This window comes from Neorhizobium petrolearium, assembly GCF_017873175.1.
GTDB lineage: Bacteria > Pseudomonadota > Alphaproteobacteria > Rhizobiales > Rhizobiaceae > Neorhizobium > Neorhizobium petrolearium.
In genome coordinates this window covers 60488-75213 of the sequence record NZ_JAGGJW010000016.1, presented here as the reverse complement: position 1 = coordinate 75213, position 14726 = coordinate 60488, and the positions used below count along the sequence as shown (strand labels likewise).

Genomic DNA, 14726 nt, shown 5'->3' with positions numbered 1-14726 from the left:
AAAGCGTCATGCAAACAAAGAGGCATGGAATCTTTTCCACGCCTGATCGCGTGCGGGGATACGCGACAGACAAAAAACTGTCAAGGTAAAAGCTTAGCTTGTCTCGATATTCGCCCCTTGCCAGCTCCATCTTTCATCGCTATGAGAACGCCGCGCTGACCAACGCGTCACATCTTTAAGCGGAGAGGTGGCTGAGTGGTCGAAAGCACCGCACTCGAAATGCGGCATACGGGCAACCGTATCGTGGGTTCGAATCCCACCCTCTCCGCCATCAGCATTCCTTTCATCTCCAGAAGCCGTAAGTCCAATTCGGGCGCCAGCGGATGTTATAGTCGGCGTTGCCGCTGCCGATATTCGCAAGGCATTTGCAATGGTGGCCGCATTAACGGAGTGTTGATCTGGTGAAATCTGCGCGCGTATTACAATGACATCTCCCTTCGGAGAGGAACCTTTTACGGGTGCCCGCATTTCCATTTTCCGGCGGGACAGCGAGGTGGGATATGCAACCAGTCAGAATGACGGACGAGTTGTGGCAGCATCTGCTTTCGCTTCGCGAAAACTGGTCTCGGCCGGTCGGATCTTCCGCGGATGTCGATATCTCCTGTCTGACGCTTTACAAGCCGATCGCGCTACGTGATGGACCGTTTGTGCTGGCTCAGGTTGGTCAGTCGCTGGACGGGCGCATCGCAACCCCGGCGGGTGACGCCCAGAATGTTTCGGGATCCGACGGGATCGCTCATCTTCACCGCTGCCGTGCGCTGGTGGATGCGGTTATCGTCGGTGTGGGGACGGTTGTCGCCGACAATCCGAGCCTTTCCGTCCGCGCAGTCCGCGGCAGAAGCCCGGTTCGGGTCGTGGTGGATTGCAACGGCCGCATGCCCGAACGCGCTAAAATGCTGCATGACGGCGGCATGCCCGCTCTCGTCGTGCAGGCGGACGACGTGCCGCTCCGCAACGGCAAGCACGAAATCATCCGGCTGCCACGCCGCGCCGATGGCGGGCTTTCGCCGCGCGATATCCTGGCCGTGCTCACCGAGCGCTCTCTGACCACAGTGCTCGTGGAAGGCGGCGCCAGGACGATTTCCCGTTTCATCGACGCGGAACTGGTTGACAGGCTGCATGTGTCGGTTTCACCGATCATCATCGGTTCGGGGCCTACCGGAATCCGGCTTCCGCCGATCGACCGGCTTTCAGAGGCGCGTCGTCCGAAGATCCAAGTCTACAATATCGGCACAGATATCCTCTTCGACTGCAATCTGCGGATCGAAGTCCGGCAGCAGAGCGGCTCACCGGGATGCGAGAATATCCTGGTGACCGACACGGCATAAGCTGTCTGGCTGGTCAATCATCCGATACCGAAATTTGATCCAATCCCGGATTTCAGCCTCGTCAAGTTGGCCGTACTCATAGATCGCGCGGATAACGCCATCGATAAATAACCGCTGCAGACCGGCATCGGCTGCCGTCATGATCCATGGAGACGAGGCAACCTGCAGCGTATAGCCCCTCTCCTTCAGGCATTCGACCAGCGTCTTCCAAGCGGCCGGCCCAAGCGAAACGCCGAAACCCTTGTCACTCAGTTGATGCGCGTTGAAACTTCCTGCGATCGCCTGGTCCAGCGGATGCGGCTGCGACCAAGTCATTTCCCCGTCGTAGTTCAGTGCGGCGTAAAGGCCGATACCGGTCCTGGAAATCCGTTCGGCGAACCGGCGGATGAATTGCTCGGAACAGAGGTCGAACAATGCCGATGCCGTTACCAGTCTCGCATCCGTCAACGGCAGTGCTTCGATATTGTTGAGATCGCAGCGGATGAGCTCGACCGCGTTACCATGAAGCCGGCGGGCTTCATCCAACAGCCGCTTGTCGTTATCGAACAGCCGCCAGTGGACTTTCCTCTCAACTTTCGGCGCAAGTGCACGGAAGGTCGCGCCCGTCCCGCAGCCGACGTCAAGGATGGTGCTGCCAGGAGCGCTCTCGATGGTTTCGGCTGCGGCGGCCAGCAAAGCCTTGTCACGCGAACGGGCATCTACCGGTTCCCGAAGTGCCAGCCAATTTTTGTCGAAGCCACTCACGATGCGGCCTCCAGGACGTCGGAGATGATAGCGGCCGTATCCCTCCAGGAGGGCAATTTGGCGCCGGCAGTCGCCGCAGCGTCCGCCATAGCGATTCGGGTTTCCGGTTCGTCCAGCAGCCGGCGCAGAGCCGCAGCAAATGCTTTGGGATCATCCGGAGGAACAAGGAAGCCTGCGCTTCTCGGCACGACGTCGGGTACGGCACCCGCTGCGCAGCCGACGATCGGCAGGCCTTGGGCAAGCGCTTCGGCAAAAACCATGCCGTAGCCCTCGTAGCGGCTGGCCAGCGCGAAAATATCGGCCCTGGAAAACTCGTTGCGTGGATCGTCGATCTGACCAGCGAACTCAATCCGATCACCAAGCCCCGATTGGATGATCTGCCTTTCCAGCGCAGCCGAGGTGTCGGGATCAAGCGTCCTGCTGCCGACAATGCGACAGTTCCAGGAAAGATCGGACAGCTTTTCCAGCGCTGCAATCAGCACGTCGTGGCCCTTCCGGGGGGTCAGCGTGCCGATACTGAGGATCAGGGGCGGCTCGCCACGAGCCTTTGAAAGAGGCGCGGGATCCATGCCGGGAATGGCGACCGTGATTTTCTCCGCCGGCACCGCATAATTGGCAGAAAGTTCGGCCGCGGTGGTATGCGACGTGACGATTATCCCGCGGGTCTGGGCCAGCGCGGTTTTTTCGCACGAGGCAAGGGTCGTTTGCTGCCTATGTTCGAGCCCAGTTTCCAGAGCCAGTGGATGATGCACCAGCGCCATGATTTTGAGCCGCTTTGCCTGGCGGATGGCACATTCGTCCATGACGCCGAAAGCCAAACCATCGATCAGCACAAGGCTGTTCTCAGGAAGCTCGCAAAGCATCCGATCGGCTGCTTCAAGCTGGGTTGCGCTCGGGTTCGGAAACCCCTCGCCAAGAGAAAGCGGCTCGACATTCCAGCCGATATCGCGAAGGGCGGCGATCACGCGCCGATCATATCCATAACCACCGGTGCGTGTTTCGATGTCGCCCGGGTAGGCGAAGATGAGATCACGGCTCACAACTCAGCCTCGTACCAGCCGCGTGCGGTGTGGGATTCATTCAGTATAATCCTAAGCTTGCGGACGCGCTGACCGCCCCCGCCAAGCCGGCCGTTGTCAATCGCCTCGGCGATGCGATCGAAGATGTGCTTCGCCAGGAATTCCGTCGTGGTCACCTTTCCAGCGAAAATATCCAGTGTATCAAGGTTCTGGTAGTTCAACGGCGCCAGCACCTCCTTAAGCACATCGGTGGCAAGCCCGATATCGACCGCAAGGCCGTTCTCGTCGAGATTGTCGGTAAAGAAAGCTGCATCCACAGTGAATGTCGCGCCATGCAGACCCTGGGCGGGACCGAAGACCGGTCGGGGGAGGCTATGCGCAACCATGATGTGATCGCGGACTTCGATGGCGAACATGCAAATTTCCCTCAGTAGCGGATGCGGTGGCAGAGCGTGGCAGACGAGCCAATAATGCCGGGATAATCATGGTCCATCGTTTCGAACGAGGTCTCGCCTGAAATCAAGTGGTCGAGCCGGTCTTCATCCAGAAGCTCAAGTGCTTTTGTCATGCGGCGGTGCGTATCCCAGCGAGCCCGTCGTCCGGGCGGCAATGCGCCAACCTGGGAACTGACGATGGAGAGCCGTTTGGCATGGAAGGCGTTGCCGAGAGGAAGCTCGACGTGTCTTTCACCGTACCAGCTTGCTTCGACTATACGGGCTTCGAAGCCGGCATGGCTCAGCGCTTTTGCCAGGGCCGCGGAAGACGCGGAGGCGTTGATCAGGACATCGCAATCATCCTGCATTGCCTCAGGCAGCACGAAATGAAGGCCGAGAGCCCGGGCAATCTCGGCGCGTTCCGGCTCGATGTCGGAAATCATGACTTCCGTGCCGGCGATCCGCGAGGCGATCCAGGCGACCAGAAGTCCGACCACGCCAGCGCCAAAGACCGCCACCCGATCACCTGGCTGAATGCCACCATCCCAGATGATGTTGAGTGCTGTTTCCATGTTTGCAGCCAATACCGCTCGCTGCGGTGGAAGGTTTTGCGGCAATGTATGCACCGCTGAGGCTGGCACGCGAAAACGGTCCTGATGCGGGTGCAAGCAGAAGACCAGCCTGCCTATGGCCGCCTCCGGTCCTTCCTCGATGACGCCGACGGCGGCATAACCGTATTTCACGGGAAAGGGGAACTGCCCAGCCTGGTGCGGAGCGCGCATGCGCTGATATTCGCTTTCCGGCACCTGTCCGCGGAAGATAAGCAACTCAGTGCCGCGGCTGATGCCGCTATAAAGCGTGCGAATCAGGACATCGTCTTCGCGTTTCGGCGGAAGCGGTTCCTTGCGATGTACGCAGCGACCCGGCTCCTCGAACCACAGCGCACGGCTGCTCTCCTCTCCCACCGGTTGCTGAACTGTCTCGCGCCTTGTCACATATTAGGCCTTTCAAATTAACTCCGATCACACCTAGAGGCTTGAACGGCGATAGCAAGGGGGGCAGAAGGTCGAAGCTGTGGGTATAGCGTATCACGTTTATTTGACGTTGTTTTTCCGATCCGGCATTGGCGATTCTGCGTACTCTCGTCCATCTATTGTGCGGGAGGAGATTGTCATGAATGTGCCATATCAGCTTTGGAACGGACATAGAGGCCGCGTCAGAGCTGGATGCTGGACAGCCGATCCCCATGCCGGCGAAAGGCGGGTCCGATGGTCGAATGGATGAATCCCGGCCATCCGGACGAAATGGCGGCCCGCAGGGCTTTCCGCATGCTCTCGCTCGACGCCTTTGCCGTGATGGTGTCGGTTGCCGCAGTGCTCGTCGTCGCCATGGATCGTTTCGGAGATCGTCTCGGCATGGACACGATTGCCATCGGCACAGCCTTCGTCATCTATGCCGCGATCTGCGCAATCGCGCTCGGCAATCTTCACGCGCACAGGCATGGCCGTTTCGGCGCGGCGAATATGACGACGACGGTGCGGGCGGCAATTACTGCCGTCGTAGGCGGAGTGGTGCTTGTGTCCGATCAGTTCGGCGAAGCCTCCCGCGCCGAAGCTTTGTGGCTCATTGGCTCGATCGTTGCGTTCGCGCTCGCCCTGGATGGTGTCGACGGCCATCTTGCCCGCCGAACCCGTACCGCTTCGCGTTTCGGCGCTCGGTTTGACATGGAAGTCGATGCTTTGCTGATACTCTTCCTGTCGATTGCCGCTTTTCTACTCGGCAAGGCGGGCATCTGGGTCCTGCTGATCGGCCTGATGCGCTATGCTTATGGCGCGGCACAAAGCATCATCCCCAGGCTGCAGGGCGAACTGCCGCCTTCCGTGCGCCGCAAGCTGATCTGCGTCGTGCAGGGGGCGGCACTGTGTCTGATGCTGTTCCCGTTCGTTATGCCGCCCGTTTCGACCATGCTTGCGGCGGGGGCGCTGGCCACGCTTGCCTATTCCTTCGCGTGGGATGTGATTTTCCTTCTGCGCGCAAGTCGAGGCGAACATGCGTCATGACTTATCGGCTTCGCTTGGGCTTGCGCGCTCACTGCTCATTTATTATGGCCAGCCCTGGCGACGGTCTTCACTGAAACGATTCTATGCCGAGTTCATCAGGCCCAGCGATCTTATCTTCGATATCGGCGCACATGCGGGCAATCGCAGTCGGACGCTTCTTTCCCTCGGTGCCAAGGTCATCGCACTGGAACCGCAGCCGCTATTTGCCGATTTTATCGCGCGGTCTTTTGCCGGCGAAGAACTGGTTCTGGTGCGTAAGGCGGTAGGCAAGCAACCGGGCACAGTTGATCTTCATATTTCCGACCGGCATCCAACGGTGACGAGTATCTCACCGTCCTGGATTTCAAAGGTGGAGAAGACCATCGGATTCCGCAACGTCACCTGGAACCGCGTCGAACGCGTCGAAATGACGACGCTCGACGCGTTGATCGATGAATATGGTCTGCCGGCCTTCTGCAAGATTGATGTGGAAGGTGCGGAAGCGGATATTCTTGCCAACTTGCATCATCCGATCCCGCTGCTCGCTTTCGAATATATTCCGGCGGCGATGGAAATTGCCGAGGAGGCGATTGGCCATATGCGGAAACTTGGCCCCTACCGTTTCAATCGGGTGGAAGGCGAAAGGCACCGCTTCGCGCATGGTGAATGGGTCTCGGCCGAAACCATATTGGCTGAGCTCCCGGGATTGGCGGGGCGGCAGTTATCCGGCGATATTTATGCTCGGCGTGATGCATGACGGATCAGCGACGCCCCAGTCCGGAAAGCCATGGCCGGTGGAGTCGAAGCATTGACGGAAAGAGTGGCAATGAATGAGTACCGGTCTTTTCGTAAGGAGGACAATGCAAGCAAAGGGGACGCCCGGCGCGGCAAGCCAAATCAGCGGTCCTTACCGCGGATCGCAATTGCGTTGGTGATCGTTGCGGTGATCCTCGTGCTGCCCTCCAGTCCGGAGGCACTCACCAATGTCTCGGAGATCCGGTTTCCGCTGGAGGTGATCGGCATCGTGCTGTTCGCATTGGTGCTCGACGGCACCGGCTTTGCTATCCTGAAGTGGGGCGTTACCCTGTCTCTTGCCGCGATGCTGTTCCTGAAGCTTGCGGATATCGGCACTGGCATGGTCTTCCAGCGTCCGTTCAATCCCTATCTCGATCTCAAAATCCTGACGGACGGATGGAATCTCCTGAGCGGTACGGTGGGAGTGGCGGTGGCGGTCGGCATCATCTGCACCGGCCTCGTCGCATGGCTTCTGGTGATGGTCGTGCTTTACTGGTCGTTCGACGGCTTTCGGCATTCAGCCGTTGAGGCTCGACGAAAATCCGTCCTTGCAAGTGGCATCCTTTTCCTTGTCGGGTTGGCGGCCTTCATCGTCCAGGATCATGATCGTCGCAATCTCGGCGTAGAGGCACGGGGCGTTCCCTACTTTGTCAATCGCGTCGCGATGGTGAGAGATTCAGTTGCCGATCTTGCCCGGTTCGAGGATGAGGTGAAGCAGGATCCGGTTTCCGCCGGGCGGCATTTCTCGGCGCTCGCCGGCACGGACGTGGTGCTGATCTTCATCGAGTCCTATGGCCGCAGCGCGATCGAGGATCCGCGTTATGCCACCCGTATCGACGATCGTCTCGGCTTGATGGAGCGGGAAATCGAGGCGGCGGGATTGCAGGCGCGCAGCGGCTGGCTCACCTCGCCGACGGTCGGCGGCGTAAGCTGGCTGGCCCACGGCACGCTGCTTTCCGGCCTCTGGATCGACAACCAGGCGCGTTACGACCGGATGATCACCAGCGAGCGGCGAAGTCTCAACAGCCTGTTCCGTTCGGCCGGCTGGCGGACCACGGCGGTGATGCCGGCAATCACCATGGACTGGCCGGAAGCCGGTTATTTCAGTTATGACAGCGTGCACGACGCCCATGGCCTTGGTTACAAGGGCAAGCCGTTCAATTGGGTGACGATGCCGGACCAGTACACACTTGCAGCCTTCGAGCGGCTGGCGCGCCGGGGGCGTAACGATGCCGGCGACAGACCGGTCATGGCGGAAATGGCACTGATCTCCAGCCATGCGCCCTGGACGCCGATCCCGACGCTGATCGACTGGGATCAGGTCGGTGACGGCACCGTGTTCAATGTCCAGGCAGAAAGCGGCGATCCGCCTTCCGTCGTCTGGGCAGATCCGGAACGCGTCCGCAAGCAATATGTTGCCTCGATCGACTACACGCTCGAAGTCCTGAGTTCCTATATGGCGCGTTATGGCAGGAATACGCTGTTCATCCTGCTCGGCGATCATCAGCCGGCCTCGATCGTTACCGGCGACGGGGCTTCCCGCGATGTGCCGATGCATGTCGTTACGGGAAATCCAGAGCTCTTGAAACGCATCGACGGCTGGAACTGGCAAGCCGGGATGATCCCTCTGAAAAGCACGCCGGTCTACCGCATGGACGAATTCCGCCGGAAACTGGTCGAGAGCTTTGACTAGCGGTCTCTAGGCAGGGCTACCGAGATAGCTTTCCATCAGGGCCGGATCGACTGCCAGTTCGCCGGCCGGACCGGAGCGTTTCACTTCGCCAAGCTCGACAAGATAGCCTTCGTCTGCGATCTCCAGGGCAGCGCGGGCATTCTGCTCGACAAGCAGGATCGAGACGCCGGTCGTCCGAAGCTCGGAGACGATGTTGAGAATATCAGCGACGATCTTCGGCGCCAGCCCCAGGCTCGGTTCGTCGAGCAGCAGGAGGCGTGGCCGGCTCATCAATGCGCGGGCGAGCGCCAGCATCTGCCGCTCGCCGCCGGAAAGGGTCCCGGCCAGTTGCTTCCGCCGTTCAGCGAGTCGCGGAAAGCGCGTGTAAAGTTCCTCGCGCGTTTGCGCGCGTTCCGAAGCGTTGCGCAGGAAGCCGCCAAGCTCGACATTGTCCTCCACCGACATGGTCGAGAAAAGTTCACGCTTTTCCGGCACGAGGCAGAGGCCGGCGGCGACGCGTGCTTCCACCGAGTGCGGAACGGATGCGCCGTCGTAGAGGATCGTGCCTTTCGCAGGCACGATGCCCATCACCGCATTGAGCAGCGTCGTCTTGCCGGCGCCGTTGGCACCGATCACGGTCACGATGCTGCCGGGCTTTATGGCAAGTGAAACGCCATGCAGCACCTCGGCATGGCCGTAGGAAACTCGGATATTGGAAAGTTCGAGGAGGTTCCCGTTCATGCCACGCCTCCGAGATAGGCGGCGATCACGGACGGATGCCGGCGGACGTCGGCGGGCTGGCCATCGGCGATCAGCGTGCCGAAATCCAGCACGACGAGATGATCGACCAGACCCATGACGAATCCCATGTCATGCTCGACCAACAGCACGCTGACACCCTCTTCGCGGAGTTTGCGGAGCAGGCTGGCCAGTTCCTGCTTTTCGCCATGGCGCAGGCCGGCGGCCGGTTCGTCGAGCAATAGAACGGCCGGATCGGCCGCGAGTGCGCGTGCGATTTCGAGAATGCGGATCTGGCCGAGCGCGAGATCGCCCGCCGGCCGGTCACGATATTGACCAAGACCGACACGTTCGAGCTGGGTTGCGGCCTCGGCCAGCAAAGTTGCCTCCTCTTCCCGCTCCAGGCGGAAGAAACTGCGGAAAACGCCGGCAGAGCCGCGCAGATGCGCGCCGAGTGCGACATTTTCGAGCACCGACATGTCCGGCAGGATTTTGGCGTGCTGGAAAGTGCGGGCGATACCGTGTCTGGCAATCTGCCGCGGGCTGTCTCCCCTCAACGGCTGGCCTTCGTAGAAGACGGAGCCGCTGGTGAGAGAGGCAATACCGGTGATAAGGTTAAAGGTCGTACTCTTGCCTGCGCCATTGGGGCCGATCAGCCCGACGATCTGGCCGGCCTTCACCTCGAAGCTGACGTCATTGACTGCGACGAGGCCGCCGAAGGCCTTGCGCGCTTTTTCCACCTTGAGAAGCGGCGAGCCGGCGGGTGCCAGTGTGCGCTTCGCAAGCTTGCGGCTGGAGGCAGGGACTGGACGCGGCGGGCGTTTCGGCAGGAGTTTCAACGCGAGAGGCCAGAGCCCGTCGCGGGAAAGCTGCAGGATCAGCACAAGCAGGATGCCGAAGACGATCATCTCGAAATTGGCGGTCGTGCCGATGATGTCCGGCAGGAAACGCTGCAGGATGTCCTTGAGGACCAGCACGATGCTGGCGCCGAAGATCGCGCCCCAGACATGGCCGGCGCCACCGACCACCGCCATCAGAAGGTATTCGATGCCCATGGAAAGGCCGAAGGGGGTCGGATTCACCGAGCGCTGCATATGAGCATAAAGCCAGCCGGACAGCGCCGCGACGACACCGGCAAAGATGAAGACGGTGAGCTTGGCGCGAACGATGTTGACGCCGAAGGCTTCGGCCGCCTGACCGCCGCCACGCAGCGCACGGATGGCGCGGCCGATGCGGGAATCGAGCAGGTTCCCGGCGCCGATCGCGACCACGATCACGAAAAACCAGATGAGATAATAGATGGAGCCGTCGCTCAGGAAACGGTAGCCGGCGAATTTAATCGGCGGGATGCCGGAAATGCCGTCATAGCGGCCGAGCAGATCGATCTTCCCGAAGAGGTAATAGAGCGCCAATCCCCAGGCGATCGTGCCGAGGGGAAGGAAATGGCCGGAAAGGCGCACGGTGATCAGGCCGAGCGGCAACGCAATCACCGCGCCAACGATCAGAGACAGCGGCAAGGTAAGCCATGGGGAGACGCCGTAATTGGTACTGAGCACAGCGGTCGTGTAGGCGCCGAAACCACAGAAGGCAGCCTGGCCGAAGGAGGTCAATCCACCGACGCCGGTCAGCAGAACCAGGCCGATCGTCACCAGTGAGGCGAGGCCGATATTGTTGAGGAGCGTGATCCAGAAGGGAGGAACCGGCAGGACCGGTACAATCGCCAGGAAAAGGATGCCGACAAATCCGGGCAGTATGCGCCGAATGTTCATCGCTCACTCCTCCTCATGGAATGCGTGGCTGAGCGACAGCCAGACGAGAACCGGAATGATCAGGCCGAAGACGATGACCTCCTTGTAGGAACTGGCGAAGAAGGAGGCGAAGGATTCGATCAATCCGACACCGATTGCGGCAACCGCCGTGATCGGGAAACTCGCAAGCCCGCCGATGATGGCCGCGACGAAACCCTTGAGGCCGATCAGGAAGCCGGTATCGTAATAGATCGTGGTAATCGGGCCGATCAGCACGCCCGAGATCGCGCCGATGGCGGCGGCCAGCGTGAATGCGGTGACGCCTGTCAACTGGGTGCGCACACCGACCAGCCGGGCACCGAGACGGTTGACTGCCGTGGCGCGCAGGGCCTTTCCGAGCAGCGTGCGCTCGAAGAACATATAGAGGGCAATGATGATCGCGATCGTCGAGCCATAGATCCAGAGGCTCTGCGCCGGTATCATCAGCGAGCCGATCGTGTAGTTTGCCTCCGCCAGCGGCCGGGCACGCAACCCTTCCGCACCGAAGAAGACGAGGCCAAGACCCATCATCGCCAGATGCACGCCGACTGAAGCGATGAGCAGCACCAGTACCGAGGCATCGGCGAGCGGCCGGTAGGCGATGCGATACACATAATATCCCATGGGCGCGATGATCAGGATCGTCAGCAGCGCCTTGGCGAAGGAAGGCAGCCCCAACGGTACGAGTACGGTCGTCAAGCCGTAGATGGCAGCCGGGAAGACAAGGTTGAGTGCTAGGCTGCGTGTGAACGCGCGAACATCGGCGCCGCGCCGCATGCTCCACAGATCAGCCAGGAAGGCGATCGCGCCGAAACAGAGGAGCAGCGACGTCGTGGCCGGAATGCGATCATTGTCCAGGAGCGCCAGCGTCAGCGCGCCATAGGCGACAAACTCGCCCTGGGGAATGAAGATCACCCGCGTGACCGAGAAGACGAGAACCAACGCCAGGCCGAGAAGCGCATAGATGGCGCCGTTGGTGACGCCGTCCTGGATCAGGAAGGTCGCAATCATCGCATCCAAGGAATTTCCCCCGATTGCCGAACCGACGCAGGCCCGGCTTTCGCGCCGGGCCTTGTTCGTCTGTTGATCACTTGACGAGTTCGAACTTGCCGTTCCTGGCTGTCAGCAGCACGACGGCACGGTCATCAAGGCCGAGATGGTCGTCCGCCTTGTATTCGAAGACGCCCTGGCTTGCGGGAAAAGGCCCCCCGGTCTCGATCGCATCACGCAGTGCTGCGCGGAATTCCGGCGTGCCGGGTTTGGCGTTTTTCAGGGCAATCGGGATTGCCCTCTTCAGGATCGCCATGGCGTCATGGATATGCGCGCCGAACTGGGTGCGCGTGCCGGCACCGAACTTCTTCTCGTAGGCCGTGACGTAGTCGAGGCCTTCCTGCTTCGTCTCTGACGAATCCGGTTGGAATTCCGGCACCATGACCGGGCCGGAGGCGAAGATCGTATTGTCGGCGGCCTTGCCGGCGATGCGCAGGAAGTCGAAGGTGACAGCGCCATGGGTCTGGTAGATCTTGCCGGTGAATCCGCGTTCGCGCAGACCGATCTGCGGCAGGGCGGCACCCGTGCCGGAAGCGCCGACGAACATTGCGTCGGGGCGAGCTGCCACAAGTTTCAGGACCTGGCCGGAAACCGAAGTGTCGGGGCGCGCATAGCGCTCTTCCGCCACCATCTTCAGGCCATATTGCTCGCCAAGCGCCTTGTACTGGTTGACCCAGAGGTCGCCATAGGAGTCGGAAAAGCCGATATAACCGAAGGTCTTGACGCCGTCGGCCTTCATTCTTGCGAACAGGGTCCGGGCGATCAGGCCGGCATCCTGCGGCAGGACGAAGGTCCACTTGCCCTTGGAAATGTTCGGCGGGACCGGCGAAGCCGAGAAATGCGGCGTGCTGGTTTCGGCGGCGACACCGGCTACGGCGATCGAAGCGGGGGTGAGCGCCGAACCGACAATCACATCCACCTTGTCGTCATTGACGAAACGGCGGGCATTGGTGGTGGCGACCGAAGGATCACCGGCATCGTCGAGAACGACGACCTTGAGCTTTTCGCCCCCCACGTCGGCCGGCCAGAGTTCGACGGAATTCTTGAGCGGAATGCCGAGCGCGGCCCCCGGCCCCGTCGACGAAACAGTAACGCCAATAGTCACATCGGCAAGCGCCGGGCTTGCCAATACAGGAAGGGACAGGGCGGCAATCGCCGCTATCCCAGCAAAAAACCGGTTCTTCATAGGATCCTCCCAGGACAAAAGCGGGCGATCTCCTCTCCGCCCGCTGTTTGTTTACATGGAGATTGTTTCTTTGTAAACAATCTAGCGGAAACGAGATCGGCACTTCATGATGTGAGCGCTCCCAGATGGTTCCAACTGAAACGAAGGTCAGGGTAGGTCAGATCCTAGCAGACGCGCAAAGCCCGTCTTCCTGTTCAGTTCTACCGTCTCACGCGCCCGCCTCACACGTCGTTCCACGACCCCTAACATATCCATGAATTCACTGATCTTTTCGGCTGGCAAATCACCGAAGAGATGTTTTTCGAGAGCATCTATCTCAGCTACCATACTGTTGTAGACGGCTGTCCCCGCAGGTGTAAATTCGATCTGGGCCCACCGTGCATCACGTTCATCTGAACGGCGGTCAATCAGACCACGATCGACGAGTTCCCGGATCGCGCGCGAGACCATGGCCTTGTCAATGGTCGTGTGACGGCCGATTTCCATCGGCGAGATCGGCTGATAGCTGCCGATCGCAGACATCACCCGCCAGATATTCAGTTTGAAGCCGCGGACTTCGCAAAGGAGGCTGAGCAGCTTCACCATTTCCGCGTTGCTGCGCGCAAGCCTGTAAGGCACGACCTTAGAGAGTTTTCTGGCCGAATCAGGCCGTTCGTCGGTCATATGTCAGGTCACCAGTGCCCGCTGCTTATATTCGGCGGCATCCCAGAGCCGGCTCGTCATGATGTCTTCGAGAATGCTGACCGCCTTCAACACGTCGCGTTCGCTGATATAAAGCGGCGTGAATCCAAAACGGATTGCATCCGGAGCGCGGAAATCGCCGATCACGCCGCGGGCAATCAGCGCCTGCATGATTGCATAACCTTCCCCGTGCAGGAATGAGATCTGGCTGCCACGCTTGTTACCATCGCGCGGCGAACCGAGGGTCAGCATGGGGCAACGCTTTTCCACTTCGGCCACGAAAAGATCACACAGTTTGATCGATTGCTGGCGCAGATCTGCCATGTCCACGCCTTCCCAGCTATCCAGCGCGGCATCGAGCGCGGCGAGTCCGAGGATTGGCGGCGTGCCCACCCGCATGCGGTCGATGCCGCCGCCTGGCCGGTAACCGAGGTCGAAGGCGAAAGGTGTCTCGTGTCCCAACCAGCCGGAAAGCGCCGGGCGTACATTGTCCGCAAGGCGCGGCGCAACATAGATGAAGGCCGGCGCGCCCGGACCGCCGTTGAGGTATTTGTAGGTACAGCCGACCGCAAAATCCGCATCCGCTCCCGTCAGGTCGACGGGCAGAGCGCCAGCCGAATGGGCGAGGTCCCAGATGGCGATGGCGCCTTTGTCATGTGCCTTTTTCGTCAACGACTTCATGTCATGCAGCCGGCCGGTGCGGTAATCCACCTCGGTCAGCATCAGCACGCCGACGGTTTCGTCGATCGCCGCTTCTATCTCCTCCGGCTCGACGATCTTCAGTTCATGGCTCCTGTCGAGCGAGCGGATCAGGCCATCAGCCATATAGAGGTCGGAGGGGAAGTTGCCGCTGTCGGAGAGAATGACCTTGCGCTCCGGCCTTAGCTCAAGTGCGGAGGCGAGCGCCTGATAGACCTTGATCGATAGCGTATCGCCCATGACGACCGTGCCTTCGGGTGCGCCGATCAGCCTGCCGACCCGGTCGCCGACTTTGCGCGGCATCATCATCCAGCCGGCCTTGTTCCAGCCCTTGATGAGGAGTTCCCCCCACTCGTCGGTCATCAGCCTGGCGACACGTTCCTCGGCGGCAAGCGGCAGAGGCCCCAGCGAGTTGCCGTCAAGATAAACGATGCCTTCTGGAAGATAGAAGAGCGAGCGGGTCTTTTCGAAATCCGTCACAGGTACACCTAATATTCGAGCCGATACAATTGCAGGCAGACTAGAAGCTGGAGCAGAGCACGCAAGATGGATTC

General features: G+C 60.4%; 14 protein-coding genes and 1 tRNA gene. 5 read left to right on the top strand and 10 right to left on the bottom strand.

Annotated features, from left to right (window positions below; translation table 11 throughout):
- Positions 1 to 181 precede the first annotated feature (181 nt).
- Positions 182 to 271, top strand: a tRNA-Ser gene (locus tag J2046_RS26545).
- 229 nt (positions 272 to 500) lie between these two features.
- Complete coding sequence (locus J2046_RS26540; protein ID WP_210056957.1) at positions 501 to 1328, top strand: RibD family protein; 828 nt, start codon at positions 501 to 503, stop codon at positions 1326 to 1328.
- Here J2046_RS26540 and J2046_RS26535 read toward each other — a convergent pair.
- Genes J2046_RS26535 through J2046_RS26520 form a run of 4 tightly spaced genes read right to left on the bottom strand, consistent with a single transcriptional unit; the run spans position 1287 to position 4520 of the window.
- Complete coding sequence (locus J2046_RS26535; protein WP_210056956.1) at positions 1287 to 2072, bottom strand: class I SAM-dependent methyltransferase; 786 nt, start codon at positions 2070 to 2072, stop codon at positions 1287 to 1289. The two genes, J2046_RS26540 and J2046_RS26535, sit on opposite strands and share 42 nt — an antisense overlap.
- Complete coding sequence (locus tag J2046_RS26530; protein ID WP_210056954.1) at positions 2069 to 3112, bottom strand: glycosyltransferase family 4 protein; 1044 nt, start codon at positions 3110 to 3112, stop codon at positions 2069 to 2071. The genes J2046_RS26535 and J2046_RS26530 overlap by 4 nt, the downstream gene beginning before the upstream one ends.
- Positions 3109 to 3507 (bottom strand): 6-pyruvoyl trahydropterin synthase family protein, encoded by a 399-nt coding sequence (locus J2046_RS26525; protein WP_210056952.1) that lies wholly within the window; start codon positions 3505 to 3507, stop codon positions 3109 to 3111. The genes J2046_RS26530 and J2046_RS26525 overlap by 4 nt, the downstream gene beginning before the upstream one ends.
- A gap of 11 nt (positions 3508 to 3518) precedes the next feature.
- Entirely contained in the window at positions 3519 to 4520 is a 1002-nt protein-coding gene (locus tag J2046_RS26520) for a zinc-dependent alcohol dehydrogenase (RefSeq protein WP_325169791.1), read from the bottom strand.
- Between the two features lie 273 nt (positions 4521 to 4793).
- Here J2046_RS26520 and J2046_RS26515 point away from each other — a divergent pair, with 273 nt between their 5' ends.
- From J2046_RS26515 to J2046_RS26505, 3 genes are all read left to right on the top strand, one after another.
- On the top strand, positions 4794 to 5585 hold the full coding sequence (locus J2046_RS26515; protein WP_210056950.1) for a CDP-alcohol phosphatidyltransferase family protein: 792 nt from the start codon (positions 4794 to 4796) through the stop codon (positions 5583 to 5585).
- On the top strand, positions 5575 to 6321 hold the full coding sequence (locus tag J2046_RS26510) for an FkbM family methyltransferase (RefSeq protein WP_210056949.1): 747 nt from the start codon (positions 5575 to 5577) through the stop codon (positions 6319 to 6321). Before J2046_RS26515 ends, J2046_RS26510 begins: the two co-directional genes overlap by 11 nt.
- Positions 6322 to 6495: 174 nt before the next feature.
- Positions 6496 to 8052, top strand: a complete 1557-nt coding sequence (locus tag J2046_RS26505) for an LTA synthase family protein (protein WP_325169793.1) — start codon at positions 6496 to 6498, stop codon at positions 8050 to 8052.
- A 6-nt stretch (positions 8053 to 8058) separates the two neighbouring features.
- Here J2046_RS26505 and J2046_RS26500 read toward each other — a convergent pair whose 3' ends face one another.
- From J2046_RS26500 to kynU, 6 genes are all read right to left on the bottom strand, one after another.
- Positions 8059 to 8772, bottom strand: a complete 714-nt coding sequence (locus J2046_RS26500) for an ABC transporter ATP-binding protein (protein WP_210056945.1) — start codon at positions 8770 to 8772, stop codon at positions 8059 to 8061.
- On the bottom strand, positions 8769 to 10538 hold the full coding sequence (locus tag J2046_RS26495; protein WP_210056943.1) for a branched-chain amino acid ABC transporter ATP-binding protein/permease: 1770 nt from the start codon (positions 10536 to 10538) through the stop codon (positions 8769 to 8771). Before J2046_RS26495 ends, J2046_RS26500 begins: the two co-directional genes overlap by 4 nt.
- Before the next feature lie 3 nt (positions 10539 to 10541).
- Positions 10542 to 11576 carry a branched-chain amino acid ABC transporter permease gene (locus tag J2046_RS26490; protein WP_411828557.1) on the bottom strand — a complete coding sequence of 345 codons (1035 nt, stop codon included), beginning with the start codon at positions 11574 to 11576 and terminating at the stop codon, positions 10542 to 10544.
- A 67-nt stretch (positions 11577 to 11643) separates the two neighbouring features.
- Entirely contained in the window at positions 11644 to 12792 is a 1149-nt protein-coding gene (locus J2046_RS26485) for an ABC transporter substrate-binding protein (RefSeq protein WP_210056941.1), read from the bottom strand.
- 147 nt (positions 12793 to 12939) lie between these two features.
- A complete protein-coding gene (locus J2046_RS26480) occupies positions 12940 to 13455 on the bottom strand; it encodes a MarR family winged helix-turn-helix transcriptional regulator (protein WP_210056939.1) in 516 nt (171 codons plus the stop codon).
- A 3-nt stretch (positions 13456 to 13458) separates the two neighbouring features.
- Complete coding sequence (gene kynU, locus J2046_RS26475) at positions 13459 to 14652, bottom strand: kynureninase (RefSeq protein ID WP_210056938.1); 1194 nt, start codon at positions 14650 to 14652, stop codon at positions 13459 to 13461.
- Positions 14653 to 14726 lie beyond the last annotated feature (74 nt).

Coding starts and splice junctions, on each gene's coding strand:
- J2046_RS26540 (WP_210056957.1), top strand. CDS start 501: ATGCAACCAGTCAGAATGACGGACGAGTTGTGGCAGCATCTGCTTTCG.
- J2046_RS26525 (WP_210056952.1), bottom strand. CDS start 3,507: ATGTTCGCCATCGAAGTCCGCGATCACATCATGGTTGCGCATAGCCTC.
- J2046_RS26515 (WP_210056950.1), top strand. CDS start 4,794: ATGGTCGAATGGATGAATCCCGGCCATCCGGACGAAATGGCGGCCCGC.
- J2046_RS26510 (WP_210056949.1), top strand. CDS start 5,575: ATGCGTCATGACTTATCGGCTTCGCTTGGGCTTGCGCGCTCACTGCTC.
- J2046_RS26500 (WP_210056945.1), bottom strand. CDS start 8,772: ATGAACGGGAACCTCCTCGAACTTTCCAATATCCGAGTTTCCTACGGC.
- J2046_RS26495 (WP_210056943.1), bottom strand. CDS start 10,538: ATGAACATTCGGCGCATACTGCCCGGATTTGTCGGCATCCTTTTCCTG.
- J2046_RS26485 (WP_210056941.1), bottom strand. CDS start 12,792: ATGAAGAACCGGTTTTTTGCTGGGATAGCGGCGATTGCCGCCCTGTCC.
- J2046_RS26480 (WP_210056939.1), bottom strand. CDS start 13,455: ATGACCGACGAACGGCCTGATTCGGCCAGAAAACTCTCTAAGGTCGTG.